We start from the raw sequence: 24,668 nt of genomic DNA on the forward strand, positions 1-24,668 counted from the left end.
CAGGACCGCTTCTGGTTCATGTGGGACGACCTGGTACGCGGCGCGATCGGCGCGGTGGTGCTCGTGGACACCCGGCGCCTCGCCGACTGCTTCCCGGCCGTCGACTACTTCGAGAACTCGGGCCTGCCCTTCGTCATCGCCCTCAACGGCTTCGACGGCAACCAGCCGTACAACCCCGACGAGGTCCGTGAGGCCCTGCAGATCGGCCCCGACACCCCGATCATCACGACCGACGCCCGCCACCGGGCTGACGCCAAGTCGACGCTGATCACTCTCGTGGAGCACGCTCTGATGGCTCGGCTCCGGTAGTTCGGCGCTGGGCTGCCACGGCAGGTCGTACGCCGTCTGCGGGTGGTTCCTGGTTGCTCGCGCAGTTCCCCGCGCCCCTACGGGGCGCGGGGATTCCTTTTACCCGGCTGCGTGCACGGCAAGAAGGGCCCCTCCGCAGCGGAGGGGCCCTTCAGGAACCGGTGGAGCGGCGCAGCCTAGCCGTGCCAGCTGTGCGGGGCGCGGAAGCCGCCTTCGCGTTCCAGGCGGCGCCAGCCGGCCTTGGCGCGGCCGCGGCGGGTGCGGGCCGAGGGCGCCGGCTGGGCGGCGGCGCGGGCCAGGAGGACGGCCGTGATGGCGGCGACTTCCTCGGGCTCGGCGTGGCCCTTCTCGACGCGGATGTCAGGAGTGCTCATGGGTGTCAGTCTCCGTGAGAGAGAGGTCCGCGGGGTTGCCGCGGCGGGTCCGCTGGGTTACTGCGGGGGGTTGCCGTGCTTGCGGGAGGGCAGGTCGGCGTGCTTGGACTGCAGCATGGCCAGGGACCTGGCCAGGACCTCGCGGGTCTCGGCGGGGTCGATGACGTCGTCCACGAGGCCGCGTTCGGCCGCGTAGTACGGGTGCATCAGCTCGGCCTTGTACTCCTTGACCATCTTCTGGCGCATGGCCTCGGGATCCTCCGCCCCCGCGATCTGCCGGCGGAAGATGACGTTCGCGGCGCCCTCCGCGCCCATCACGGCGATCTCGTTGGTCGGCCAGGCGTAGGTGAGGTCGGCGCCGATCGACTGGGAGTCCATGACGATGTAGGCACCTCCGTACGCCTTGCGCAGGATCAGCGAGATCCGCGGCACGGTCGCGTTGCAGTAGGCGTACAGCAGCTTCGCGCCGTGGCGGATGATTCCGCCGTGCTCCTGGTCGACACCGGGGAGGAACCCGGGCACGTCCAGGAAGGTGACGATCGGGATATTGAAAGCGTCACACATCTGGACAAAGCGCGCAGCTTTTTCACTCGCCTCGATGTCCAGCACGCCGGCCAGGACCTGCGGCTGGTTGGCGATGATGCCGACGACCTGGCCGTCCAGGCGGGCCAGGGCGCAGATGATGTTGCGCGCCCAGCGCTCGTGGACCTCGAGGTACTCGCCGTCGTCGACGATCTCCTCGATGACCTTGGCCATGTCGTAGGGCCGGTTGCCGTCGGCCGGGACCAGGTCGAGCAGGACGTCGGACCGGCGGTCCACCGGGTCGGAGGAGTCCACCCGGGGCGGGTTCTCGCGGTTGTTCTGCGGCAGGAGCGACAGCAGGTACCGCACCTCGGCGATGCAGGTCTCCTCGTCGTCGTACGCGAAGTGGCAGACGCCGGAGGTCTCGGCGTGCACGTCGGCGCCGCCGAGCCCGTTCTGGGTGATCTCCTCGCCCGTGACGGCCTTGACCACATCCGGGCCGGTGATGAACATCTGGGACGTCTCACGGACCATGAAGACGAAGTCCGTCAGGGCCGGGCTGTAGGCCGCCCCGCCCGCACACGGGCCGAGCATCACGCTGATCTGCGGGATGACACCGCTCGCCTTGGTGTTGCGCTGGAAGATGCCGCCGTACCCGGCCAGGGCGCTGACGCCCTCCTGGATGCGGGCGCCCGCGCCGTCGTTGAGCGAGACCAGCGGCGCACCGGCCGCGATGGCCATGTCCATGATCTTGTGGATCTTCGTGGCGTGGGCCTCGCCCAGCGCACCGCCGAAGATCCGGAAGTCGTGCGCGTAGACGAAGACCGTACGGCCCTCCACCGTGCCCCACCCGGTGATCACACCGTCGGTGTACGGCTTCTTGGCCTCCAGGCCGAACCCGGTCGCCCGGTGCCGGCGCAGCTGCTCGACCTCCTGGAAGGACCCCGGGTCCAGGAGCAGTTCGATCCGCTCCCGAGCGGTCAGCTTCCCCTTGGCGTGCTGCGCCTCGGTCGCCTTCTCGCTGGGGCCCGCCACCGCCTGGGCACGAATCTCGTGCAGCTCGGCGACCCGCCCGCGTGCGTCCGTCGGCTCGCCGGTCGGCTCACCCGTCGTCTCTTCCAAAACGGTCATGTAGCGACCTTACGAAGGACACCAAGGAAAGCGAGCCGTTGACTCCGTACAGTCTCCGGACCGTTTTCCTGGTGCCAGTGAACAGAACCACGCCCGCGTGCAGCCGTTCCGACTGTTCACAGGGCATCGGGGTTGTAGGGGCGCCACAAAGTCGTCACCTGCGAGCCACCTCACATTTGTGGCTGGCACATGCCATCTCCGGGGTGACACGGAACCCCCGGACGGCGCCACACATCGGCGGGCCGAGGATGTTGAAAACCGAACGGAATGAGTCTACGGTCGAAGACGTCAGATTCGTTGAACGTTAAACAGAACCTTCGGGAGAAACGTCATGGGCATCTTCAGCCGCAAGGACAGCAGCACCCCTCAGGCCCCCGCCACCGGCCCCGACCTGACCGCGCTGACCGGTGACTACACCATCGACCCGGCGCACACCACGATCGGTTTCGTGGCGCGCCACGCGATGGTCACCAACGTCAAGGGCGCCTTCCAGGACTTCACCGGCACGCTGCACCTGGACGGGGCCGACCCCGCCAGGTCCACCGCCACGATCGACGTCGAGATGGCGAGCATCGACACCGGCAACGCCGACCGGGACGGCCACCTGAAGTCGTCCGACTTCTTCAAGATCGACGAGTTCCCGACCATGACCTTCCGCTCCACCAGGGCGGAGGCCCTCGGCGGCGACGCCTACCGCATCACCGGCGACCTCTCCCTCCTCGGCGTGACCAGGCCGATCACCATCGACCTGGAGTTCAACGGCGCCGCGAAGGACCCGTTCGGCAACGAGCGCGTCGGCTTCGAGGGCAAGGCCGAGATCCTGCGCTCCGAGTGGGGCCTCACCTGGAACGCCGCGCTGGAGACCGGCGGAGTGCTCGTCTCCGACAGGATCAAGCTGAACTTCGACATCTCGGCCATCAAGAACGCGTGACCCTCCGGGAGTTCAACCGGTTCCGAGACCTCCGCCGGGAGGAGCATCACCTTTACGGCCGTATGCCCGCTGACGCCGACGGCCGCCACCTCGGCGGTCGGCAGCGTACCCAAGGACGCACCGGCCAGCCGCTCAACCCCCGTGCGCAGTACGTCCGTTCGCGGCCATCCGCGTGCTGGGGCGGGGCACCCTAGAAACCCCCGCCGAAGTCGCCGCCGCCGTCTCCCCCTCCTCCGCCGAAGTCGCCGCCGTCCCCGAACCCGCCCCCGAAGTCCCCGGCGTCGAAGTCCGTGCCGGAGACGTCGCCGCCTTCGTAGCCGCCCCCGAAATCGCCCCCGCCGAAGTCGCCGTACCCGGAGCCGTAGTCGGCCGCGTACGACGGGGTGGCCATCATGCCGCCGAGGAGGGTGCCGACCAGGAGGCCCGGGAGGATGCCGCCGCCGAAGTAGCCGCCCGCCCAGGGGCCGTAGGCGGGGCCCGCGTCCCAGTAGGGGCGGCGGCCGTACTCCGTGTCGACCTCGCGGATCACCGGGTCGCGGCCGTCGGCCAGCCGGGTGGCGTCGGCCGCGCAGACCGGGACCTGGCGCGGGGCGCCGCCGGGCGGGGTCCAGGTGGCGTCGCTCACCGAGGGACCGTGCCGCGGGTCGAAGAAGCAGGGCGGGCGGCGCTCGGGCAGGGGCCGGCCCTCGCGGCGGGCGGCCAGCCGGGCCAGGGAGAAGCGGCCGTCCTCCAGGGCTTCGGTGACCGTGCGGACGTCCTCCGGGCGGCTCGCGGCGGCCATCCGCTGCTTGGCGGTCTCGTAGGCGTCCAGGGCGTGTTCGTAGTCCGCGCGCATCGCGTCGTCGGCGCCGGGCTCGGCCGGCTGGAAGTCGAGCCGGTCCAGCTCCTCGCCGAAGGCGGTGATGTCCTCGTCCACGACCACCCGGAGGCGGTCCAGGGCGGCCCGCTGCTCCTCGGCGTGCCGACGACGGTTGCGGCGCACCAGTGCGTAGGCGCCCGCGCCGCCCGCCACCAGCACCGCGGCCACCGCGATCAGGGCCGTGGCGGAGGATCCCCCGCCGGCACCGCCCCAGCTCTTCGGGGCGTGGCCGCCCATGTTGGCCAGGGCGCGGTCGGTGAAGTCGGTGAGCTGGGCCCTCGCCGCCTCGCCCTGGACGCTCGCCACGAGGTTCCGCCGGGCCGTCGCCGGCATCACGGAGGAGTCGGCGCGGGCGTCGAAGCGGTCGCCGAGTCGGATGCCGTACAGGCCGGTGATGCCGGTGGCCGCGCGGAGGTCGGCGAAGAGGTTCGTGGTCGGGTAGCCGGCCGGGAGCACCGCGATGAACAGCGGTCTGTTCGCGTCCTTGATGCGTTTCGCCAGCGCGTCCGCGTCCGCCTTCGGCAGCTGGGCCGAGGCGGCGGGGTCGACGTAGACCGGGCTCCTGCGGAGGGCCTGGGCGACGGCGGAGATGCTTGTGTCCGCGCTCGCCACTGGTGCGAACGCGGTCGCGACGACGAGGACGAGGGCGGCCAGCAGCAGGGCTGGGAGGCTTCGGGTCCGCAGGACGGCCTTCATCCTTCGAAGCTACCCGAAGCCTCCCTTAATCGGTCATATAGATCGACTCTACGCGGCCCGGTATGCCTCGATCAGCTTCTCCACCGCCTTTCCGTACCGGCCGGTCAGCAGCAGGTGGTCGGCGTCCGCGAAGGGCTTGGCCAGGGCCTTGGTCATCCGCTCACCGGCCTGCTGCTGCACGAGCAGCCGCGCCTTGGTGACCAGCTCGCGGCCGGCCCGGGCGTCGCCCTTGCGCTCGGCCGCGGCGGCTGCCACCGCGAGGGCGTGCAGGGTGGCCGTACCGCCGCGCGGCACGCCGGTGAGCGTGGTCAGGCCCCAGCCGTAGGGGAACTGCGGGTCGTACGACGCGTCGCCGACGTTGATCGGCAGCTGGGACTCGGACTTCGGCCAGGTGACGGGGAGCTGTCCGGTGAAGGGGCGCTTGCCGTAGAGGACGTCGGCGACGCCCTCGCCCTCGGTGCCGGGCAGCCAGGAGGCCACCAGCGCGTCGATCCTGCCGAGCCGGTCGCCGATGAGTTGCGGGCGGCCGGAGACGATCAGCACCGCGCACTTCATGGCTGCGCACACCTTGTCCACGGCCGCCTGGTCGGCGGCCGACAACTGCAGGCTGTGGCCGTTGCCGACGTCGCCGACGCCCTCGGCGTAGGGGGTCTCGCCGACGACGACCACGCCGGCGTCGTAGCCGTCCGTCGGGGCCGAGGCGTCCTTGGAGTAGGTGACGTTCCCGCCGGCCTCGCGCATGCCCTGGAGGATGGTCGTGCCCTGGGTGTGGGTGCCGGACGCGCCCTGCCAGGTCAGGGTCCAGCCGCCGGTCTGGTTGCCGAGGTCGTCGGCGTTGGACCCGGCGACGTACACCTTCTCGCTCTTCCTCAGGGGCAGCAGCCCGCCGCTGTTCTTCAGCAGCACCTGTGACTCGGCGGCGGCCCGGCGGGCGACCGCGCGGTGGGCCGGGGAGCCGATGGCGGCGGCGCCGGACGTGTCGGCGTACGGGTGCTCGAACAGCCCCAGCCTGAACTTCTGCGTGAGGATGCGGGAGACAGCGTCGTCGATCCGCTTCTCGCTGATCCGGCCCGCCGTCACCTCGTCGGCGAGCGTGCCGCTGAAGTCCTTGTAGGAGTACGGCACCATCATCATGTCGACGCCCGCGTTCACCGCCGTGCGGACATGGGTGGCGTAGTCGCCGGGGAGCTGGTCGATGGCGTTCCAGTCGCTGATGACGAAACCGGCGAAGCCCATCCGGTCCTTGAGCACGCCGTTGATCATGTCGCCGCGGGCGTGCATCTTCACCGCTCCCTGGCCGTCGCCGACGATGTCGAGGGAGGAGTACGAGGGCATGACCGTGCCGATGCCCCGCTCGACGGCCGTCTGGTACGGCGCCAGGTGGATGTCCTGAAGCTGCTGCCGGGTGACCGTGGTGACGCCCTGGTCGATGGTGTAGGTGCCGGTGGTGGAGGAGCCGTACGCGGTGCCGCCGTCGCCGACGAAGTGCTTGGCGGTGGCGAGCACCTTGTCGTCGTCCTTCAGGTTCCGCCCGTCCGGGGCGCCCTGCAGGCCCTGGATGATGGTCTCCATGGACTGCACGAGGGCCGGGTCCTCGCCGAAGGACTCGTAGGAGCGGCCCCAGCGTTCGTCACGGCTCACGCACAGGCAGGGCGCGAAGTCCCAGGGGATGCCGGTGGCCCGGACCTCGGCGGCCGTCACCGAGCCCGTGTCATGGGCGAGTTGGGGGTCCCGGCTCGCGCCGATGCCGATGTTGTGCGGCATGATCGTGGCGCCGGCCAGGTTGTTGTGGCCGTGGACCGCGTCGACGCCGTAGATCAGCGGGATCTGGAAGCGGGTGGCCCGGGTGCGGAGCTGGAAGCCGTCGATCATCTTCGCCCATGCCCCGGGGGTGTTGGGCGTGGGCGTGGAGCCGCCGCCGGACAGGAGCGAGCCGAGGGTGTAGGTCGCGATGTCGGCCCCGGCCCCGACGGCCCCGCGTTCGGCCTGGGTCATCTGCCCGGCCTTCTCCTGCAGGGACATGCGGGAGAGCAGATCCGCGACGCGCTTCTTCACCGGCAACTTGCTGTTCAGGTACGGCAGTCCGTGCGCGTCGATGACGACCTGCGGGGTCTCGGCGGGCGGCTTGGCGCCGGTGACCGTGAGCTTGAGGGGGATGGTCTTCGCGGGTGCGGGCGCCCTGTCCCTGAGCGTGGGCACCTCGATCGTTCTCGACGTTCCGGAGGCGGTGCCGGCCGGGAAGGTGAGGGTGCCCTCGACCGGCGTGTAGTCGTGACCGGCAGTGGCGGTGCCCCCCTCGGCCTTGTAGGTGACCGTCACCGGCTCGTCGACGGGCAGGTCTCCGGTCGTGGCCAGGGTGACCCTGACCTCGGCGGTGCGGCCCGCCCTGACGGGGTACACGGGCGCATCGGTGCCGACGGAGGCGCGCAGCGACTGGTCGGCCTTGCCGTACAGCTCGACGTCGTCCATGGCGAAGTCGCCCTTGGTGCCGGCCGGGAGCGTGACGGCGTACCCCCACATCCGGGTGAGGCCGAGGACGTGGTCGATGCCGCCGACCGGCTGGTAGTCGGTGCGGTACTGGAAGTCGGTGAAGGGGATCTCGATCTGCTTCCAGCCGGTGAAGTCGTCGGTGAAGGACGACGTCCAGAGCTCGGAGGCCTCGCCGTTCGCGCCGCCGTCCTTGATCTCGAAGGCGATCTTCCGGCCGTTGTCCCGGCCCTCCCACCAGAAGCGGATGCCCCGGTGGGCGGACCAGTCGTGGGCGGGCCGGTCGGCGGCGAAGTCGTGGGTGAAGCCGCCGTAGCCGCTGATGTCGTAGGTGCCGGTGAGGACCTTGGTGCCCTCGGGGGCGTCCGCACGGTCGGTGAGGTGCAGGGTGGGCGGGTCGTCGGCGTCACTGCCCCAGGTGAAGATGCCGTCGGCGGGCTGGGAGGCGAAGGGGACCTCGCCCTCGAAGCGGTCGACGGGGACCGGGGCGGGGTCGCCGGCGGCGTGGGTGGCGGCCTGGGCGGCGGACAGGGGCAACAGGGCGGCGAGCAGGGCCCCGGAGACGAGCAGGGCGGTTCTCGGCATGGACCTTCCCTCGGCTCTCGTGGTTCACTCATGTCTTAGATCACGTCGTGAGTTAACTGGCGGCGCACCAACCCGTCAAGAGTGCACGTCAGTTGTGCGCCCACCGGTTCTGTCGACCCGAGGGGAAGGGCGACGCACACCAGGAGAACTCCCCGCGCGGTCCCGCTGCTGCTGACCGGGAACGGTGTGCCGCGCTGCGCGTCGGCCCCTTACGGCCCATGGTGGTGGTATGACCACAGCGCAGGATCTGTTCCTCGTCAGCCTCGACGTGCCCGGCGATCACCCCGTCGAGGCGGGCGATCTGTCGCTGGCGCTCGCGGGGGCCGAGCTGATCGATCTTCTGGGGGCGCGGGCGCTCACCCTGGACGGTGATCGCATCGTGCCCAGGCCCGTGCTGACCACCGGTGACCGGATGCTGGACGAGGCGGGGGCGGCGCTCGTGCGCGAGGAGCCGTACGAGACGGTGGAGGACTGGCTGTGGCGCCGGGGGGAGGGGCTGGCCACGGCCTACCGGGACGTACTGGACACCTCCGGGCAGCTCTCCGGGAAGCGGCACCGCTGGCCCCACCGGGCGGACAGGGCGGCGGCCGCCGACACCCCGGCCCGGCGCCATGCCGCCGACCGCTGGTGGTCCCGCGAGCCGGTCCTCGCCGGGCTCGGCGCCACCCTGGGCATCCAGGGCGAGCGGCCGCCCGAGGAGGAGCCCGGTGAGGAGGCGGTCGTCACGGTTCTGGTGACGGTCGGCGACGCGGTGACCGAGCTGGGGGCGGTACGCGAGCGGCGGCGCATCGAGAACGCGGCCTTCGACAACATCTGGCGGGCGCCCTGAGCTAGGCGAGCGCCCTGAGCTAGAAGACCGGCTGGCCGATCCCCAGCAGGTTGCCCTCGCTGTCGCGGAACCAGGCGCCCCGCTCGCCGCGCGCGCCCTTGCTCGGGTAGTTGCCCTCGATGTCGGCGATGCCGTCCCGGGTGTGGAAGCCGGGGGCGTCCACGTCCTCGAACACCACACCGCGCCGCCTCAGCTCGGCCACGGCCGCCGCCAGGTCGTCCACCTCGAAGGCCATCTGGGTGAAGGTGCCGGGCGAGGTGCCGGTGGAGCGGAACACGACGAAGTCGGCCCCCGCGCACCGGTACAGCAGGCCGCCCGGGCGTTCGTCCACCGGGTTCAGGCCGAGCTTCTCGGCGTAGAAGCGCCGGGCCCGCTCCAGGTCCCCGGCGGGCAGCCGGGTGGCCACGCGGGCCCGGGACAGCACATCGGCGTCGGTCATGCCTCCACTGTGACTACTGAGCCGGCTCCACGCCCGCCCGCAGCAGCCCGTAGGTGTACGCGTCCTCCAGCGCCTGCCAGGACGCGGCGATGACGTTCTCCGCCACGCCGACCGTGGACCACTCGCCGGCGCCGTCGGAGGTGGAGATCAGCACGCGGGTGGTGGAGGAGGTGCCGTGCACGCCCTCCAGGATGCGGACCTTGTAGTCGACCAGGTCCAGCTTGGCGAGCTGCGGGTAGATCTTCTCCAGGGCCACGCGCAGCGCGCGGTCGAGGGCGTTGACCGGGCCGTTGCCCTCGGCCGTGGCGACGATGCGCTCGCTCTTGGCCCACAGCTTCACCGTGGCCTCGTTGGCGTGGGTGCCGTCGGGACGGTCCTCGACGATGGCCCGCCAGGACTCGACGTCGAAGTACTTCAGCGGGCGGCCCTCGACCTCGGCGCGCAGCAGCAGCTCGAAGCTCGCGTCGGCGGCTTCGTAGGTGTAGCCCTTGAGTTCGCGCTCCTTCACCCGCTCGACCACCCGGCCGACCAGTTCGCGGTCGCCGCCGAGGTCGATGCCGAGCTCCTTGCCCTTGAGCTCGACGGAGGCGCGGCCCGCCATGTCGGAGACGAGCATGCGCATGGTGTTGCCGACCAGCTCGGGGTCGATGTGCTGGTACAGGTCCGGGTCGACCTTGATCGCGGAGGCGTGCAGGCCGGCCTTGTGTGCGAAGGCCGACACGCCCACGTACGGCTGATGGGTGGAGGGGGTCAGGTTGACGACCTCGGCGATGGCGTGCGAGATCCGGGTCGTCTCCCGCAGCTTGCCGTCGGGCAGCACCTTCTTGCCGTACTTCAGCTCCAGGGCCGCGACGACCGGGAAGAGGTTGGCGTTGCCGACGCGCTCGCCGTAGCCGTTGGCGGTGCACTGGACGTGGGTCGCGCCCGCGTCCACGGCGGCGAGCGTGTTCGCGACCGCGCAGCCGGTGTCGTCCTGGGCGTGGATGCCGAGCCGGGCGCCGGTGTCGGCGAGGACCGTGGAGACGACGGCGTGGATCTGGGCGGGCAGCATGCCGCCGTTGGTGTCGCAGAGGATCACGACGTCGGCGCCGGCCTCCGCCGCCGTACGGACGACGGCCTTGGCGTACTCGGGGTTGGCGCGGTAGCCGTCGAAGAAGTGCTCGCAGTCCACGAAGACCCGGCGGCCCTGGTCCTTCAGGTACGACACCGTGTCGCGGACCATCTCCAGGTTCTCGTCCAGGGTGGTGCGCAGCGCCAGTTCCACATGCCGGTCGTGTGACTTGGCGACCAGGGTGATCACCGGGGCGCCGGACTCGAGCAGGGCCCTGACCTGCGGGTCCTCGGCCGCTTTCGCACGGGCGCGGCGGGTGGCGCCGAAGGCGACCAGCTGGGCGTGTTTGAAGTCGATCTCCGCCTGCGCGCGGGCGAAGAACTCGGTGTCGCGGGGGTTCGCGCCGGGCCAGCCGCCCTCGATGAAGCCCACGCCGAAGTCGTCCAGGTGCCGTGCGATGGCGAGCTTGTCCGCGACGGTGAGGTTGATTCCCTCGCGCTGCGCGCCGTCGCGCAGCGTGGTGTCGAAGACGTGGAACGAGTCGTCGAGCTCGCTGGTTGCCGTCTCGGTCATGGTTTCAAGGCTCCTGTTGTGGATCTTCGGTCTTACCGGAATAACCGGCTCCACCGTCCCCCCAATGGTCCCTCGCGCACCGCTCCCGGCTGCGGGTGGGCCGGAAAACGAAAAAACCCCTCGCGGGTGCGAGAGGTCTGCGCGCGGGTCGAGGACGACGGTGGCCACCCGCACCTGGTCGTACGAGGTGGTCACTGCGGACCGGCGCGCCTGCTGCCCATAATCATGGCGAACGAGAGCACGGGGGCAGTCTGGCACAAACCCGCCCCCGGCCCGCCGCCCGTCTCAGGATGCGGTCGTCAGACTGGAATCCGTCCGGTCCCTCACCCGGGCGAGGTCCAGGTCCTTCGTCTCCCGCATGGTGACGTACACGACCAGGGACACGGCGGAGCAGCCCGCCACGTACCAGGAGAAGCCGGACTCGATCCCGGCCTTCTTGAACCACAGGGCGACGTATTCCGCGGTGCCGCCGAACAGGGCGTTGGCGAGGGCGTACGGCAGGGCCACCCCGAGCGCGCGGATGCCGGTCGGGAACAGCTCGGCCTTCACACAGGCGTTGATCGAGGTGTAGCCGGTGACCACGACCAGCGCGAGCAGGGCGAGCCCGAGGGCCGGCCAGAAGCTGCCCGCGTGCCCCAGCAGATTCATGATCGGCACGGTGAGGACGGTGGAGCCGATCGCGAAGGTGATGAGCAGCGGGCGCCGGCCGATCCGGTCGGAGAGGGCGCCCGCGAGCGGCTGGAGGCAGGCGAAGACGACCAGCGCGGTGAAGGAGACGAGCGTCGCCGTCTGTTTGGGCAGTCCCGCCGAGTTGGACAGGTACTTGGTCAGATAGGTGGTGTACGTGTAGTACGCGAGGGTGCCGCCCATGGTGAGCGCGATGACCAGGAACGCCTCCCGCCGGTGCTGCCACAGGGCGCGCAGGGTGCCGCGCTCCTCGGCGTGCGAGGCGTCCTCCTCGTAGACCTCGGTCTCCAGCATGCTGCGCCGCAGGTAGAAGACGACCGCCGCGCCGAGCGCGCCCACGACGAACGGAATGCGCCAGCCGTAGCTGTGCAGCGCGCCGTCGGACATGGTCCGCTGCAGGATGATCTGCAGTCCGAGGCCGACGATCTGCCCGGCGGTCATGGAGACGTACTGGAAGCTGGAGGCGAACCCGCGCCGCCCGGGGTCCGAGGCCTCGGTCAGATAGGTGGCGCTGGCCGCGTACTCGCCGCCCACCGACAGGCCCTGCAGCAGGCGGGCGACGAGCAGCACGAGTGCGCCGCCGTAGCCGGCGACCGCGTAGGTCGGGGCGACGGCGATGAGGATCGCCGACGCCGACATCAGCGTCACGGTCAGCGTCAGCGCCGCCTTGCGGCCCTTGCGGTCGCCGACCCGGCCCAGCAGCCAGCCGCCCACGGGGCGCATGAAGAAACCGACCGCGAAGATGCCCGCGGTGTTCATGAGTTGGGCCGTCGGACTGCCGCTCGGGAAGAACGCGCCGGCGAAGTAGGTGGCGAAGCTCGCGTACACGAACCAGTCGAACCACTCGACCATGTTCCCCGCCGAACCGACCCAGATCCTCTTCCAGTGTTGTGGTCCCATGGGCCGGTACATGCCCGGCACCGGAGCAGACGATTCCTTTACCCGGCCGGTGCCAGGAGGGAGTCGGCGATGAACTCACTGACATGAACCAGCACTTGGTCGCGGTCGGTGCCCCGCAGCCCGATGGCGACGTGGATGGAGAACCCGTCCAGCAGCGCACGCAGCCTCGTCGCGAAACGGTCGGCGTCCACCTTGCGGAACTCGCCCCGTGAGACGCCCTCGGCGATCAGTGCGACCAGGTCGCGGTGCCAGGCGCCCTCGATGGCCACCTGCCGGGTACGCGCGTCGTCGTCGGCGTTCTGCGAGCGGTTCCAGACCTCCAGCCACAGCGTCCAGTGCGGGTCCCGGTGGCCGTCGGGGACGTACAGGTCGACGTAGGCCGCCAGGCGCTCGGCGGCGGTCGCGGGGCCGGTGAGCAGCCGGTCCCGTTCCGCGCCGAGCCTGCCCTCGCTCCACTCCAGGGTCTGCAGCAGCAGCTCGTCCTTGGAGCGGAAGTAGTAAAGGAGATGGCCGCTGCTCATCCCGACCTCGCGGCCGAGCGCCGCCATGGTGAGCTTCTCCAGACCGCGCTCGGCGATCATGTCCATGGCGGCGGCGAGTACCTCCTCGCGGGGCGGGGCGTTCTTCCGCGCCCGTGCCGCACCGGCCATCGATGTCTCCTACGTCACGCTCAGACCTTCGGCTGCTGCTGGGTGATGCAGTGGATGCCGCCCCCACCCGCAAAGATCGTACGCGCGTCCACCAGGGTCACGGTCCGCTCGGGGAACAGGCGGCGGAAGATCCCGGCGGCGATCTCGTCGCGGGGGTCGTCGAAGCCGCACAGCACCACGCCGCCGTTGCAGATGTAGTGGTTGATGTAGGAGTAGTCGGCCCAGTGGCCGTCGGCCTCCAGCACGGTCGGGGCGGGGACCTCGACGACCTCCAGCGCACGGCCCCGGGCGTCGGTCTGGGAGCGCAGGATGCCGAGGACCTCCTTGGTGACCTCGTGGTCGGGGTGCGCCGGGTCCGGCTGGGAGTGCGCCACCACGACTCCGGGGCGGGCGAAGGCGGCCACGATGTCGACGTGGCCGAGGGTGCCGAAGCCGTAGGGGGGATAGTCGCCGGTCAGGCCGCGCGGCAGCCAGATCGCCCTGCTCGTGCCGAGGTGGGCGTGGATCTCGGCCTCGACCTCCTCCTTCGACCAGTGCGGGTTGCGCTCGGGGCCGAGCTGGACCGTCTCGGTCAGCAGCACGGTGCCCTCGCCGTCGACGTGGATCGCGCCGCCCTCGTTGACCAGCTTCGAGGCGTACGTCTTCGCGCCCGCGAGGTCCGAGACATACGCGGCGATCTTGGCGTCGTGCTCCCAGCGGGCCCAGTCCTGCGCTCCCCAGCCGTTGAACGTCCAGTCCACCGCGGCCAGTTCACCCTTACTGTTGGTCAGGAACGTGGGGCCGATGTCCCGCATCCAGGCGTCGTCCAGGTCCCGCTCGACGGTGTCGATGTCCGGGCCGAGCAGCGCCTGCGCCTCGGCGGACTGGCCGGGACCGCACACCACGGTCACGGGCTCGAAGCGGCGGATCGCGCGGGCCACCGAGGCCCAGGCGGCGCGAGAGGCGGCGAGGTCGTCCGGGTCGTCGAAGGTGGGGTTGGGGCCCGGCCAGGCCATCCAGGTGCGCTCGTGCGGGGTCCACTCGGCGGGCATGCGGAAGCCGTCGGCGGCGGGGGTGGTCATGTGAAGTCCCTGGAGGTTAGAGGAAGTAGAGGCGGTTGAGGGAGACGGAGTCGGCGGGCTCGGAGCTGAGCGGGTCGCCGTCGAGGGTGACCAGGCCGGTGCGCCGGTCGACGTCGACCGCGCCGATCCGGGCGTTCAGCCGCAGGTCGGCGGGGCCGATGCCGCGGGTGCCGCGCACGGCGACCCTTCTCCTGCGGGTCGGCATGGTGTCGCCCCCCTGGTCGACGGCCGCCTGGGCGACGAACGCGACCGAGAGGTCGGCGGCGGTGGCGCCGTACGAGCCGAACTGCGGGCCCAGCACGAGGGGTTCGCAGGTGTCGGTGGCCGCGTTCGGGTCGCCGGTCACGCCGTACGCCGGGAAGCCGGACTTGAGGACGAGCTGCGGCTTGGCGCCGAAGTACTCCGGGCGCCACAGCACGATGTCGGCGAGCTTGCCGGTCTCGATCGAGCCGACCTCGTGCGCGAGGCCGTGCGCGATGGCCGGGTTGATCGTCAGCTTGGCCAGGTAGCGCAGGACGCGGGCGTTGTCGTCGCCCTCGCCGTCGCCCTCAAGGGGCCCCAGCTCGGCCTTCATCTTGCCGGCCATGGCGAAGGTGCGGCGGACCGTCTCACCGGCGCGGCCCATGCCCTGGGCGTCGGAGGAGGTGATGCCGATCGCGCCCAGGTCGTGCAGCATGTCCTCGGCGCCCATGGTGCCGGCGCGGATGCGGTCGCGGGCCATGGCGGCGTCGCCGGGCAGGTCGGGCTTGAGGTCGTGGACGGAGACGATCATGCCGTAGTGCTCGGCGACCGCGTCCCGGCCGAAGGGCAGGGTGGGGTTGGTGGAGGAGCCGATGACGTTCGGGACGCCGGCCATCTTCAGCACGTTGGGCACGTGTCCGCCGCCGCAGCCCTCGATGTGGAAGGCGTGGATGGTGCGGCCCTCCAGCACCCTAAGGGTGTCCTCGACGGACAGGCATTCGTTCAACCCGTCGCTGTGCAGCGCGACTTGGACGTCGTGCTCCTCGGCGACGCGCAGGGCGGTGTCCAACGCCCGCGTGTGCGCGCCCATGTCCTCGTGCACCTTGAAGCCGGACGCGCCGCCCTCGGCCAGCGCCTCGACCAGCGGGGCGCTGTGCGAGGACGAACCCCGGCCCAGGAAGCCGATGTTGACCGGCCAGGCGTCGAAGGCGTTGAAGGCGTGGCGCAGGGCCCAGGGCGAGTTGACGCCGACGCCCCACACGGGGCCGAACTCCTGCCCGATGATCGTGGTGACGCCGGAGGCCAGCGAGGCCTCCATGATGCGCGGCGACAGCAGGTGGACATGGGTGTCGACGGCTCCGGCGGTGGCGATCAGCCCCTCACCGGAGACGATGGAGGTGCCGGTGCCGACCACGACGTCCACGCCGTCGAGGGTGTCGGGGTTGCCCGCGCGCCCGATGGCGCAGATCCGGCCTTCCCGGATGCCGATGGACACCTTGCGGATGCCCTGCACGGCGTCGATCACCACTACGTTGCTGATGACGACGTCACAGGTCTCGCGGACGGCGGCGGCCTTCAGGTGCAGTCCGTCGCGGGCGGTCTTGCCGAAGCCGGCCAGGAACTCGTCGCCGTAGCGCTGGGAGTCGGACTCCACGCGGATGGTCAGGCCCGAGTCGCCGAGCCGGATGCGGTCGCCGGCGCGGGGGCCGTGGGTGGCGGCGTAGGCGTGCGGGTCGATGTGGATCGCCCGGCTCACCTCGCGCCCCTTCGAGCGGCTCATCGCTTCTCGCCTCCGTCCGTCGTCGCTCCCAGATATCCGCAGGCGGCGGCCCTGCGCAGGGCCTCTTCCCGCGCGCCGGGCGCGTCCAGCGGCCCGTCGACCAGTCCCGCGAAGCCGATCGCGACCCGGTCGCCGCCGATCGGCACCAGTCCCACCTCGACGCTCTCGCCGGGGCCGAAGCGCACCGAGGAGCCCGCGGGGACGGCGAGGCGCATGCCGTAGGCCTTCTCCCGCACGAAGTCCAGGCGCGGGTTGGCCTCGAAGAAGTGGAAGTGGGAGGTGACGGAGACCGGCACGGTCGCGGTGTTGGTGACCGGCAGCCGGACGACCGGCGCCGGGTCCGCGTGCTGGGGTCCGGGCAGCAGCGCGCCAGGTGCCTGCTCGCCGAGGCCGCCGCCGATGGGGTCGGAGACCACCGCGAGCCGGGAGCCGTCGTCGAAGACCGCCTCGACCATCACCTCGGTGACGACATCGGCGACCCCGGGCAGCACGTCCTCGAGGCCGAGCACCGAACGGGCCGCCTCGATGGCCTCGGCGAGCCGCCTGCCGTCCCGGGCCGCCTCGCACACGGTGTCCGCGATCAGCGCGGTCGCCTCCGGCACGTTCAGCTTCAGGCCGCGCGCCCGGCGGGCCCGGGCCAGCTCGGCGGCTCCGAAGAGCAGCAGCCGGTCACGTTCCGTGGGGGTCAGTCTCACGACGCGGCACCTCCTTGCCTTCCATACTTTAGAACATCACTCTAAACACAGAATTCGTGAGACGGAAGCATTGACTCTCGGCTTCGCTTCACAGACATTGAACGTCGCTCTAACTGGAACGGCGGTAGTCGAAGGAGACCAGCCATGCCGATAGAACAGCGCGGAGTCGACACCATCCCGGACGAGGAGCGGACCAGCGGTCCGCGCGACCTCGTCTCGATCCTGCTCGGCTCCAACCTCTGCCTCGGAGTGATCATCTTCGGCTGGCTGCCCCCGTCCTTCGGGCTCGGCTGGTGGGCGTCGGTCAGCTCGATCGTGGCGGGCACGGTCGTCGGTACGGCGGTGACGGCACCGCTGGCCCTCATCTCCCTGCGCACCGCCACCAACCTCTCCACCTCCTCCGGCGCCCAGTTCGGCGTCCGGGGCCGGCTGGTCGGCTCGGTCGTCGGCCTGCTGCTCGCCCTCGGCTACACCGCGCTGACGGTGTGGATCGGCGGCGACGTGATGATCAGCGTGCTCGGCCGGATGTTCGGGCTGCCCGCGGACGGGGTGTCGTACGCCGTCGTCTACGCGCTGCTCGCCGGTGCCACGGTCGCGGGCGCGGTGTACGGCTACCGGGTGCTGCTGAACATGTCGAAGGTCCTGTCCATCGGAATGACCGTCCTGCTGCTGCTCGGCGTCCTCGCCTACGCCCCGCACTTCTCCACCGCGGCCATGCCCCAGACGGGCGGCTATCTGCTCGGCTCGTTCTGGCCGACCTGGTTCCTCTCGGCCGTGGCCGCGGGCCTGTCCGGTCCCATCGCCTTCATCACCCTGCTCGGCGACTACACCCGGTACATCTCCCCCGCCCGCCACTCGGGCCGCCGCGTCCTGCGCGCCACTTGGCTGGGTCTGATCCTGGGCCTGCTGGTGCCGCAGCTGTTCGGCACGTTCACGGCGTACGGCGCCCGCGCGGCCCTCGACTACGCCGGTCCGCTGGTGCAGGCCTCCCCCACCTGGTACCTGATCCCGCTGCTGCTGTCCGCCTCGGCCGGCTCGGTCGGCAACGCCGGTCTGATGCTGTACTCCATGGGCCTGGACCTGGACGCGATCCTGCCCAGGGCGTCCCGCGCCCGAGCCACCTACACGGTCGCGATCGTGGCCACGGCCTGCGTGTTCGCCGGCCACTACGCCTGGAACGCCCAGTCCGCGATGACGTCCTTCGTCCTCCTCCTCACCGCCGTCGGCACCCCGTGGGCCGTGATCACCCTCATCGGCTTCGCCCGCTGTCGCGGTGTGTACGACGCCGACGCCCTGCAGGTCTTCAACCGCCGTTCGCGGGGCGGAATCTACTGGTACCGGGCTGGCTGGAACATCCGGGCGACCGCCTCCTGGGCCCTGGGCGCCGGCGTCGGTCTGCTGGCGGTGTCCCTGCCGTCGTACCAGGGCCCGCTGCTGCACCTGACCGGCGGCGTGGACTGCAGCTTCCTGCTGTCGGGCGCGGTAGGCGGCCTGATCTACCTGATCCTGACGCCCCGGCAACCGGAATCGGCCCGCGTCGAGGCCGCGCAGGAACCGGTCGGCGCCGAGAGCCGGGGCTAGTCGGTCACCCCGCCTCCAGGCCCGGCAGGAAGCGGGCCGCGCCGAACGCCGGCTTCAGGTCGGTGAACCAGGTCGCGCCCTCGTCGTACGCGGCGAAGAACGGCCGGTCCACCAGCTCGGGGTCGCGGGCCTGGATCAGGTGGAGGACGAAGACCTTCTCGCCCGCCACCTCGGCGACGCCGTCCACACAAACCTTGCCCGGCATCGCCGACATCACCGGTCCGCGCACCGTGCGGGCGAGCCCGGAGACCCGGGCGTAGGCGTCACGGAAGATCGCGTGGCCGCGGGCCAGCGGCACCCCGAAGTAGCCCTGCGGGCCGGTGTCCCGCTCCACGAACTGGTAGTACGGCACCGCCCCCAGCGCGGTTCGTCTCCTCCCACAGCTCCGCCCACGCCTCGGCGCTGTCGTTGATCCCGGCGACCAGCGGCCCCTGGCAGCGGATCACGGCACCAGTGTCCCGCACCCTGCGCATCGCCTCCCGCACCACCGGCGGGCGCAGTTCCTGCGGGTGGGTGAAGTGGGCCATGAGCGCGAGGTGACGGCCACCGGCGACGACCTTCTCGAAGAGCCGCAGCAGGTCGTCGGCGTCCCGGTCGGTCAGGAAGCGGTACGGCCACAAGGCGAGCGACTTGGTGCCGATCCGGACCGAACGGACGGTGTCGAACTGAAGCCCCGTCAGACGGCGGCCCACGTGCACGGGGATGTTGGCGTCGAGCCGGCCGGAGGGGTGCGGATCGAGCCGCATCCGGATCTCGTGCGCGGCACGCCGGACCTCGGCGCCGTGCGGGTCCATCCGCCGCCCCCGTTCGACCGCTGTTCCCTTTGTCGGCCGACCCCTTTGTCCGCTGCGACGGCGCTCAGCCCGTACGGCGGTGACCGGCGGTGCCGAACCGGACCTGGGTCGTCGGGCACCGCCGGCCGAAAGGCTCAGCCGATCTTGTGCATCCAGCCGTGCTTGTCGTCCGTCACACCGCGCTGGATGCCGAGCAGGGCCTCGCGCAGGCGGAGGGTGACCTCGCCGGGGGTGCCGTCGCCGTGGGTCCAGGCGTCCGTCTTGGTCTTGACGTGCCCGATGGGCGTGACCACGGCGGCGGTGCCGCAGGCGAAGACCTCGGTGAGCGCGCCCGAGGCGGCGTCCTTGCGCCACTGCTCGAGGGTGACCACGCCCTCCTCGGCGGTGTAGCCGAGGTCGCGGGCGACCTGGAGCAGCGAGTCGCGGGTGATGCCCTCCAGGATCGAGCCGGTCAGGGCGGGGGTGACGATCCGGTCGCCGTACACGAAGGCGACGTTCATGCTGCCGCTCTCCTCGACCTTGGTGCGGGTGACCGCGTCGAGGTAGACAACCTGGTCGCAGCCGTGCGCGGCGGCCTCGGCCTGGGGCAGCAGCGAGGCGGCGTAGTTGCCGCCGGTCTTGGCGTCGCCGGTGCCGCCGGGGACGGCGCGGACGTGGTCCTCGGAGACCCAGATGGTGACCGGCTTGACGCCACCGGCGAAGTACGCGCCGGAGGGCGAGGCGATGAGCATGAACAGGTACTCGTTCGCCGGGTGCACGCCGAGCGCGGCCTCCGTGGCGAACATGAACGGACGCAGGTACAGCGACTGCTCGCCGCCGTGCGGCGGGACCCAGTCGGCGTCCTGGGTGAGCAGCGCGTCCAGCGCGGCGATGAACAGCTCCTCGGGCAGCTCGGCCATCGCCATGCGGCGGGCGGAGTTGCGGAAGCGGCGGGCGTTCGCCTCGGGGCGGAACAGCGCGATCGAGCCGTCGGGCTGGCGGTAGGCCTTCAGTCCCTCGAAGATCTCCTGGCCGTAGTGCAGGACGTGGGTGGAGGGGTCGAGGGAGATCGGGCCGTACGGGACGAGCTGGGCGTCGTGCCAGCCGCGGCCCTCGGTCCACTTGATCGTCACCATGTGGTCGGTGAAGTGGCGGCCGAACCCCGGGTTGGCCAGGATCGCCTCGCGCTCTGCGGCGGCGAGGGGGCTGGCGGAGGGCTTGAGCTCGATCGTGGGCGTCGTCATGAGTGATGTGTCCTTCACCGGTTGTTGTGACGGGCCGCGCTCACGCCCCGTCACTGCGACCTGCCAGTGTTAGGACGTCCGAGCTTTCCCTCATGCCGCGGCTCCGCGTCCGATTATCGCGCGGGGCCCGCGGCGGAAGGAATGGGGGTGAATGCGGCCCGGGGTCGATGGTGGCACCCGGCGGGGACATGCGGAAGCCGCCGGGTGGTCGTCCGACCCGGCGGCTTCTCGTGCGGGAGCGCCGGGTCAGCCGGCTACTCGGGTGGCGAGCGCGTCGCCGATCTGCGAGGTGCTGCGGGCACCCAGCGCGGCGCGCTCGGTGAGGTCCGCGGCGACCGCCGCGTCGATGCGGTCGGCCTCGCTGTCGTAGCCGAGGTGGCGCAGCAGCAGGGCGACGGACAGAACGGTGGCGGTGGGGTCGGCCTTGCCCTGTCCGGCGATGTCGGGCGCGGATCCGTGGACCGGCTCGAACATCGAGGGGAACTCGCGGGAGGGGTTGATGTTCCCGCTCGCGGCCACGCCGATGCCGCCGGAGACGGCTGCGGCGAGGTCGGTGATGATGTCGCCGAAGAGGTTGTCGGTGACGATCACGTCGAACCGGCCGGGGTCGGTGACCAGGTAGATGGTCGCCGCGTCGACGTGGATGTAGTCGGTGGTGACCTCGGGGAACTCCTGGGCCACCTTGTTGAAGACGTTCGTCCACAGGTGACCGGCGAAGGTCAGCACGTTGTTCTTGTGGACGAGGGTGAGCTTCTTGCGCGGGCGGGCCTGCGCGCGGGCGAACGCGTCCCGGACGACACGCTCGACACCGAAGGCGGTGTTGACGGAGACCTCGGTGGCGACCTCGTGCTCGGTGCCCTTGCGGATGGTGCCGCCGTTGCCGGTGTACGGGCCCTCGGTGCCCTCGCGGACGACGACGAAGTCGATCTCCGGCTGGCCGGCGAGCGGGGTGGCGACACCGGGGAGGAGCTTGGACGGGCGCAGGTTGACGTGGTGGTCGAAGGCGAAGCGGAGCCTCAGCAGGAAGCCGCGCTCCAGGACGCCGGAGGGCACCGACGGGTCGCCGATGGCGCCGAGCAGGATGGCGTCGTGCTGCTTCAGCGCGTCGAGATCGGCGTCGGTGAGGGTCTCACCGGTGGCGTGGTAGCGCTTGGCGCCGAAGTCGTACTCCCTGGTCTCCAGCTTCACATCCTGCGGCAGGACGGCGGAGAGGACCTTGAGACCCTCGGACACGACTTCCTGTCCGATGCCGTCCCCGGGGATCACTGCGAGATCGATGCTGCGAGACATGCGGGCACCCTACTCCTCGTCCCAGGTGATGACACGGCCCGTCCACCATATGGACGACCGGGGCGGCTTCCGACGGGGTCTCAGTGGCCGGTCTCGCCGCCGTTGTCGCGGCGGTCGAGGGCGCGCTGGAGCGCGGCGGCGGCGTTCTTGCGGTCGGACTCGCTCGCGGGGGACACGCGGCGGACTCGGCGGCGGACGGTCGTCTCGGCCATGGGAATCGACTCCTTCGGCAAACACGGAGCACGGCAATGAGAGATTGCGAGACGCCGGAAGGGGCGGGGAGCCGAAGGGCCGCAGGGGTTGCCTGCACCGGGCCCGGCTCACGACCGCCATTCGCTTGATCGAGCGAGACGTTCGGCTCCTACAAAGTTAAGGGAGCGGCCCGCTTCTGTCTCCACAATTACTCGGACTTCCTACTATCTGAGACAGTGCACCGCGTCACACCGCTCTGAGCTGGGCATTCGTGCGTTCGGGTGATGTGCCGTCAGATACCTCCGCTCTGGATTGGAAACGGGCCGGGAAGCCTGCTCGGTGTCAGGCTTCCCGGCCCGTGCTCAGGGGGCCGAGGGTCAGCCCATGTGCGGGTAGGAGTAGTCGGTCGGCGGGACCAGGGTCTCCTTGATGGCGCGGGTCAGGGTCCAGCGCAGCAGGTTCTGCGGGGCGCCGGCCTTGTCGTTGGTGCCGGAGGAGCGGCCGCCGCCGAAGGGCTGCTGGCCGACGACGGCACCGGTCGACTTGTCGTTGACGTAGAAGTTGCCGGCCGCGTAGCGCAGCTTCTCCATCGTGTACGCCGCCGCCGCGCGGTCGTTCGCGATGACCGAGCCGGTGAGGGCGTAGTCCGACACCGACTCCATCTGGGTCAGCATCGCGTCGTACTGGTCGTCCTCATAGACGTAGACGCCGAGGAACGGGCCGAAGTACTCCGTGCGGAAGATCTCGTTCTCCGGGTCGGTGGAGACGACGACCGTCGGGCGGACGAAGTAACCGACCGAGTCGTCGTAGCTGCCGCCCGCGACGATCTCGCAGGTCGGGTCGGACTTCGCGCGGTCGATCGCGGCCTTGTTCTTGGCGAAGGCACGGTCGTCGATCACGGCACCGATGAAGTTCGACAGGTCGGTGACGTCACCCATGGTGAGGTGGTCGACCTCGGCCGCGAACTCCTCCTTGAAACCGCTGTTCCAGATCGACGCCGGGATGTACGCCCGGGAGGTCGCGGAGCACTTCTGGCCCTGGTACTCGAAGGCACCCCGGGTCAGGGCGGTCTTCAGCACCGCGCGGTCGGCGCTCGGGTGGGCGACCAGGAAGTCCTTACCGCCGGTCTCGCCGACCAGACGCGGGTACGAACGATACTTCTCGATGTTGTTGCCGACCGTCTTCCACAGGTACTGGAAGGTCTTGGTCGAACCCGTGAAGTGGATGCCGGCGAGGTCACGGTGCTCCAGGGCGACCTTGGAGACCTCGATGCCGTCACCGGTGACCAGGTTGATGACGCCCTTGGGCAGGCCGGCCTCCTCCAGGAGCTGCATCAGCAGCACGGCCGCGTGGGTCTGCGTCGGGGACGGCTTCCAGACGACGACGTTGCCCATGAGCGCGGGGGCCGTCGGCAGGTTGCCCGCGATGGCGCTGAAGTTGAAGGGCGTGATCGCGTAGACGAAGCCCTCCAGCGGACGGTGGTCGAGGCGGTTCCACACGCCCGGGGAGTTCGCCGGGGGCTGCTCGGCGAGGATCTGGCGCGCGTAGTGGACGTTGAAGCGCCAGAAGTCGACGAGCTCGCACGGCGTGTCGATCTCGGCCTGCTGGGCGGTCTTCGACTGGCCCAGCATGGTGGAGGCGGCGATCGTCTCGCGCCACGGGCCGGCCAGCAGCTCGGCGGCGCGCAGGATGATCGCGGCGCGGTCGTCGAAGGACATCGCGCGCCAGGCCGGGGCGGCGGCCAGGGCCGCGTCGATGGCGTCCTTCGCGTCCGCTTGCGTGGCGTGGCGGCCGGTGCCGATGACGGCCTTGTGGTTGTGCGGCTGGACCACCTGGAACGGCTCGCCGCCGCCCATCCGCTTCTCGCCGCCGATGGTCATCGGCAGGTCGATCGGGTTCTCGGCCAGCTCCTTGAGCTTGGCCTCCAGCCGGGCACGCTCGGGCGAGCCGGGGGCGTAGCCGTGCACCGGCTCGTTGACGGGGGTGGGGACCTGGGTCACAGCGTCCATAGGTTCCTTGACTCCTTGTACGTGAGCGGGTGTTCGGACTCAGCCCTTGCTGACCATCGAGCGGAGGAAGAAGCGCAGGTTCGCCGGCTTCTCCGCGAGACGGCGCATGAAGTAGCCGTACCAGTCGGTGCCGTAGGCGGTGTAGACGCGCATGCGGTGGCCCTCGGCGGCCAGTCGCAGGTGCTCGTCGCCGCGGATGCCGTACAGCATCTGGAACTCGTACTCGTCGAGCTTGCGGCCGGCCTTGTGGGCCAGCTCCTGGGCGATGGCGATCAGGCGCGGGTCGTGGGACCCGATCATCGGGTACCCCTCGCCCTCCATCAGGATCCGCAGGACACGGACGTACGCCTTGTCGATCTCGTGCTTCTGCTGGTAGGCGACCTCGGCGGGCTCCTTGTAGGCGCCCTTCACCAGGCGGACACGGCTGCCGTTCGCGGCGAGGCGGCGGGCGTCGGCCTCGGTGCGGAAGAGGTAGGCCTGGATGACGCAGCCGGTCTGCGGGTAGTCCTTCCGCAGCTCGTCGTGGATGGCGAACATCGAGTCGAGGGTGGTGTGGTCCTCGGCGTCGAGGGTGACGGTCGTACCGATGGCGGCGGCGGCCGCCACGACCGGGCGGACGTTGGCGAGCGCCAGCTCGTGCCCGCCGTCGAGTGCCTGCCCGAACATGGACAGCTTCACCGACATCTCGACCCGCTCGCCGAGCTCCAGCTCCTTGAGGTGGTCGATCAGCAGCAGATAGGCGTCCCGGGCGGCGGAGGCCTGCTCGGGGGTGGTGATGTCCTCGCCGACGACGTCCATCGTCAGCTCCAGGCCCTTGGCCGTCAGGTCCTTGATGATCGGCACGATGTCGTCGACGGTCTCGCCCGGGATGAAGCGGTCGACGACCTGCTTGGTCACCGGGGCCGCCGAGATCAGGCGTCGCATCCGGTCGCTGCGCGACGCGGCGAGAATCACGGGACCCAGCACGGGGCACCTCCACAGACAAGCACCAATTCGGCCGTCACTCGACGATTCGGGTACGGCACGGAGAACCACCGTGAAACCTAAGGATCTCTCCGA

Annotated in this window: 22 protein-coding genes; 4 read left to right on the forward strand and 18 right to left on the reverse strand. The window is 70.7% G+C overall.

The features are described 5' to 3' along the window. The coding region (locus ACWC2T_RS25645; RefSeq protein WP_450672699.1) for a GTP-binding protein at positions 1-309 on the forward strand (309 nt) is incomplete at its 5' end. 176 nt (positions 310-485) lie between these two features. Here the strand turns inward: ACWC2T_RS25645 and ACWC2T_RS25650 are convergent. Then, the gene (locus tag ACWC2T_RS25650) at positions 486-683 is read right to left on the reverse strand and encodes an acyl-CoA carboxylase subunit epsilon (RefSeq protein ID WP_450672700.1); all 198 of its coding nucleotides are present in this window, start codon (positions 681-683) and stop codon (positions 486-488) included. A 57-nt stretch (positions 684-740) separates the two neighbouring features. After that, entirely contained in the window at positions 741-2,336 is a 1,596-nt protein-coding gene (locus ACWC2T_RS25655) for an acyl-CoA carboxylase subunit beta (protein WP_450672701.1), read from the reverse strand. Positions 2,337-2,667: 331 nt separating this feature from the next. Between ACWC2T_RS25655 and ACWC2T_RS25660 the strand changes: the two genes are divergently transcribed. After that, on the forward strand, positions 2,668-3,267 hold the full coding sequence (locus ACWC2T_RS25660) for a YceI family protein (protein WP_450672702.1): 600 nt from the start codon (positions 2,668-2,670) through the stop codon (positions 3,265-3,267). 190 nt (positions 3,268-3,457) lie between these two features. Here ACWC2T_RS25660 and ACWC2T_RS25665 read toward each other — a convergent pair whose 3' ends face one another. Next, complete coding sequence (locus tag ACWC2T_RS25665; protein ID WP_450672703.1) at positions 3,458-4,822, reverse strand: hypothetical protein; 1,365 nt, start codon at positions 4,820-4,822, stop codon at positions 3,458-3,460. A gap of 48 nt (positions 4,823-4,870) precedes the next feature. Continuing rightward, positions 4,871-7,894 (reverse strand): glycoside hydrolase family 3 N-terminal domain-containing protein, encoded by a 3,024-nt coding sequence (locus ACWC2T_RS25670; protein ID WP_450672704.1) that lies wholly within the window; start codon positions 7,892-7,894, stop codon positions 4,871-4,873. Positions 7,895-8,123: 229 nt separating this feature from the next. Here ACWC2T_RS25670 and ACWC2T_RS25675 point away from each other — a divergent pair, with 229 nt between their 5' ends. After that, positions 8,124-8,723, forward strand: coding sequence for a GOLPH3/VPS74 family protein (locus ACWC2T_RS25675; RefSeq protein WP_450672705.1), 600 nt, complete (start codon positions 8,124-8,126; stop codon positions 8,721-8,723). Positions 8,724-8,742: 19 nt separating this feature from the next. On the opposite strand, the gene ACWC2T_RS25680 is transcribed toward ACWC2T_RS25675, so the two are convergent. The 7 genes from ACWC2T_RS25680 to ureA all read right to left on the reverse strand — a co-directional run bounded on the left by ACWC2T_RS25680 (position 8,743) and on the right by ureA (position 16,520). After that, positions 8,743-9,162, reverse strand: a complete 420-nt coding sequence (locus tag ACWC2T_RS25680; protein WP_450672706.1) for a VOC family protein — start codon at positions 9,160-9,162, stop codon at positions 8,743-8,745. A gap of 13 nt (positions 9,163-9,175) precedes the next feature. Next, positions 9,176-10,786 carry a citramalate synthase gene (gene cimA, locus ACWC2T_RS25685; protein ID WP_450672707.1) on the reverse strand — a complete coding sequence of 537 codons (1,611 nt, stop codon included), beginning with the start codon at positions 10,784-10,786 and terminating at the stop codon, positions 9,176-9,178. Positions 10,787-11,071: 285 nt separating this feature from the next. Further along, positions 11,072-12,373: an MFS transporter gene (locus tag ACWC2T_RS25690; RefSeq protein WP_450672708.1), complete on the reverse strand. Its 1,302-nt coding sequence runs from the start codon at positions 12,371-12,373 to the stop codon at positions 11,072-11,074. 38 nt (positions 12,374-12,411) lie between these two features. After that, complete coding sequence (locus tag ACWC2T_RS25695) at positions 12,412-13,023, reverse strand: TetR/AcrR family transcriptional regulator (RefSeq protein WP_450672709.1); 612 nt, start codon at positions 13,021-13,023, stop codon at positions 12,412-12,414. A gap of 20 nt (positions 13,024-13,043) precedes the next feature. Further along, positions 13,044-14,084, reverse strand: a complete 1,041-nt coding sequence (locus ACWC2T_RS25700) for an agmatine deiminase family protein (RefSeq protein WP_450672710.1) — start codon at positions 14,082-14,084, stop codon at positions 13,044-13,046. Between the two features lie 16 nt (positions 14,085-14,100). Then, positions 14,101-15,825, reverse strand: coding sequence for an urease subunit alpha (locus ACWC2T_RS25705; protein ID WP_450672711.1), 1,725 nt, complete (start codon positions 15,823-15,825; stop codon positions 14,101-14,103). Then, positions 15,822-16,520, reverse strand: coding sequence for an urease subunit gamma (gene ureA / locus ACWC2T_RS25710; RefSeq protein ID WP_450672712.1), 699 nt, complete (start codon positions 16,518-16,520; stop codon positions 15,822-15,824). Before ureA ends, ACWC2T_RS25705 begins: the two co-directional genes overlap by 4 nt. Before the next feature lie 144 nt (positions 16,521-16,664). On the opposite strand from ureA, the gene ACWC2T_RS25715 reads away from it, so the two are divergent. Further along, positions 16,665-18,101: a cytosine permease gene (locus ACWC2T_RS25715; RefSeq protein WP_450672713.1), complete on the forward strand. Its 1,437-nt coding sequence runs from the start codon at positions 16,665-16,667 to the stop codon at positions 18,099-18,101. 4 nt (positions 18,102-18,105) lie between these two features. On the opposite strand, the gene ACWC2T_RS25720 is transcribed toward ACWC2T_RS25715, so the two are convergent. The 7 genes from ACWC2T_RS25720 to ACWC2T_RS25750 form a co-directional block, all read right to left on the reverse strand. Further along, positions 18,106-18,435: a hypothetical protein gene (locus ACWC2T_RS25720; protein ID WP_450672714.1), complete on the reverse strand. Its 330-nt coding sequence runs from the start codon at positions 18,433-18,435 to the stop codon at positions 18,106-18,108. After that, complete coding sequence (locus ACWC2T_RS25725; RefSeq protein WP_450672715.1) at positions 18,365-18,895, reverse strand: hypothetical protein; 531 nt, start codon at positions 18,893-18,895, stop codon at positions 18,365-18,367. The genes ACWC2T_RS25720 and ACWC2T_RS25725 overlap by 71 nt, the downstream gene beginning before the upstream one ends. Before the next feature lie 134 nt (positions 18,896-19,029). After that, positions 19,030-20,118 (reverse strand): branched-chain amino acid aminotransferase, encoded by a 1,089-nt coding sequence (locus ACWC2T_RS25730; protein WP_450672716.1) that lies wholly within the window; start codon positions 20,116-20,118, stop codon positions 19,030-19,032. Positions 20,119-20,364: 246 nt separating this feature from the next. Continuing rightward, on the reverse strand, positions 20,365-21,408 hold the full coding sequence (locus tag ACWC2T_RS25735; protein ID WP_450672717.1) for a 3-isopropylmalate dehydrogenase: 1,044 nt from the start codon (positions 21,406-21,408) through the stop codon (positions 20,365-20,367). A gap of 80 nt (positions 21,409-21,488) precedes the next feature. Further along, a complete protein-coding gene (locus ACWC2T_RS25740; RefSeq protein ID WP_450672718.1) occupies positions 21,489-21,620 on the reverse strand; it encodes a hypothetical protein in 132 nt (43 codons plus the stop codon). A gap of 357 nt (positions 21,621-21,977) precedes the next feature. Then, positions 21,978-23,609, reverse strand: coding sequence for an L-glutamate gamma-semialdehyde dehydrogenase (gene pruA / locus ACWC2T_RS25745; protein WP_450672719.1), 1,632 nt, complete (start codon positions 23,607-23,609; stop codon positions 21,978-21,980). A 39-nt stretch (positions 23,610-23,648) separates the two neighbouring features. After that, positions 23,649-24,575, reverse strand: coding sequence for a proline dehydrogenase family protein (locus ACWC2T_RS25750; RefSeq protein WP_450672720.1), 927 nt, complete (start codon positions 24,573-24,575; stop codon positions 23,649-23,651). Positions 24,576-24,668: the final 93 nt, after the last annotated feature.

It is taken from the genome of Streptomyces sp. NPDC001393 (assembly GCF_053597455.1).

Coding starts and splice junctions, on each gene's coding strand:
- ACWC2T_RS25650 (WP_450672700.1), bottom strand. CDS start 683: ATGAGCACTCCTGACATCCGCGTCGAGAAGGGCCACGCCGAGCCCGAG.
- ACWC2T_RS25655 (WP_450672701.1), bottom strand. CDS start 2,336: ATGACCGTTTTGGAAGAGACGACGGGTGAGCCGACCGGCGAGCCGACG.
- ACWC2T_RS25660 (WP_450672702.1), top strand. CDS start 2,668: ATGGGCATCTTCAGCCGCAAGGACAGCAGCACCCCTCAGGCCCCCGCC.
- ACWC2T_RS25665 (WP_450672703.1), bottom strand. CDS start 4,822: ATGAAGGCCGTCCTGCGGACCCGAAGCCTCCCAGCCCTGCTGCTGGCC.
- ACWC2T_RS25670 (WP_450672704.1), bottom strand. CDS start 7,894: ATGCCGAGAACCGCCCTGCTCGTCTCCGGGGCCCTGCTCGCCGCCCTG.
- ACWC2T_RS25675 (WP_450672705.1), top strand. CDS start 8,124: ATGACCACAGCGCAGGATCTGTTCCTCGTCAGCCTCGACGTGCCCGGC.
- ACWC2T_RS25680 (WP_450672706.1), bottom strand. CDS start 9,162: ATGACCGACGCCGATGTGCTGTCCCGGGCCCGCGTGGCCACCCGGCTG.
- cimA (WP_450672707.1), bottom strand. CDS start 10,786: ATGACCGAGACGGCAACCAGCGAGCTCGACGACTCGTTCCACGTCTTC.
- ACWC2T_RS25690 (WP_450672708.1), bottom strand. CDS start 12,373: ATGGGACCACAACACTGGAAGAGGATCTGGGTCGGTTCGGCGGGGAAC.
- ACWC2T_RS25695 (WP_450672709.1), bottom strand. CDS start 13,023: ATGGCCGGTGCGGCACGGGCGCGGAAGAACGCCCCGCCCCGCGAGGAG.
- ACWC2T_RS25700 (WP_450672710.1), bottom strand. CDS start 14,084: ATGACCACCCCCGCCGCCGACGGCTTCCGCATGCCCGCCGAGTGGACC.
- ACWC2T_RS25705 (WP_450672711.1), bottom strand. CDS start 15,825: ATGAGCCGCTCGAAGGGGCGCGAGGTGAGCCGGGCGATCCACATCGAC.
- ACWC2T_RS25715 (WP_450672713.1), top strand. CDS start 16,665: ATGCCGATAGAACAGCGCGGAGTCGACACCATCCCGGACGAGGAGCGG.
- ACWC2T_RS25725 (WP_450672715.1), bottom strand. CDS start 18,895: ATGGACCCGCACGGCGCCGAGGTCCGGCGTGCCGCGCACGAGATCCGG.
- ACWC2T_RS25730 (WP_450672716.1), bottom strand. CDS start 20,118: ATGACGACGCCCACGATCGAGCTCAAGCCCTCCGCCAGCCCCCTCGCC.
- ACWC2T_RS25735 (WP_450672717.1), bottom strand. CDS start 21,408: ATGTCTCGCAGCATCGATCTCGCAGTGATCCCCGGGGACGGCATCGGA.
- ACWC2T_RS25740 (WP_450672718.1), bottom strand. CDS start 21,620: ATGGCCGAGACGACCGTCCGCCGCCGAGTCCGCCGCGTGTCCCCCGCG.
- pruA (WP_450672719.1), bottom strand. CDS start 23,609: ATGGACGCTGTGACCCAGGTCCCCACCCCCGTCAACGAGCCGGTGCAC.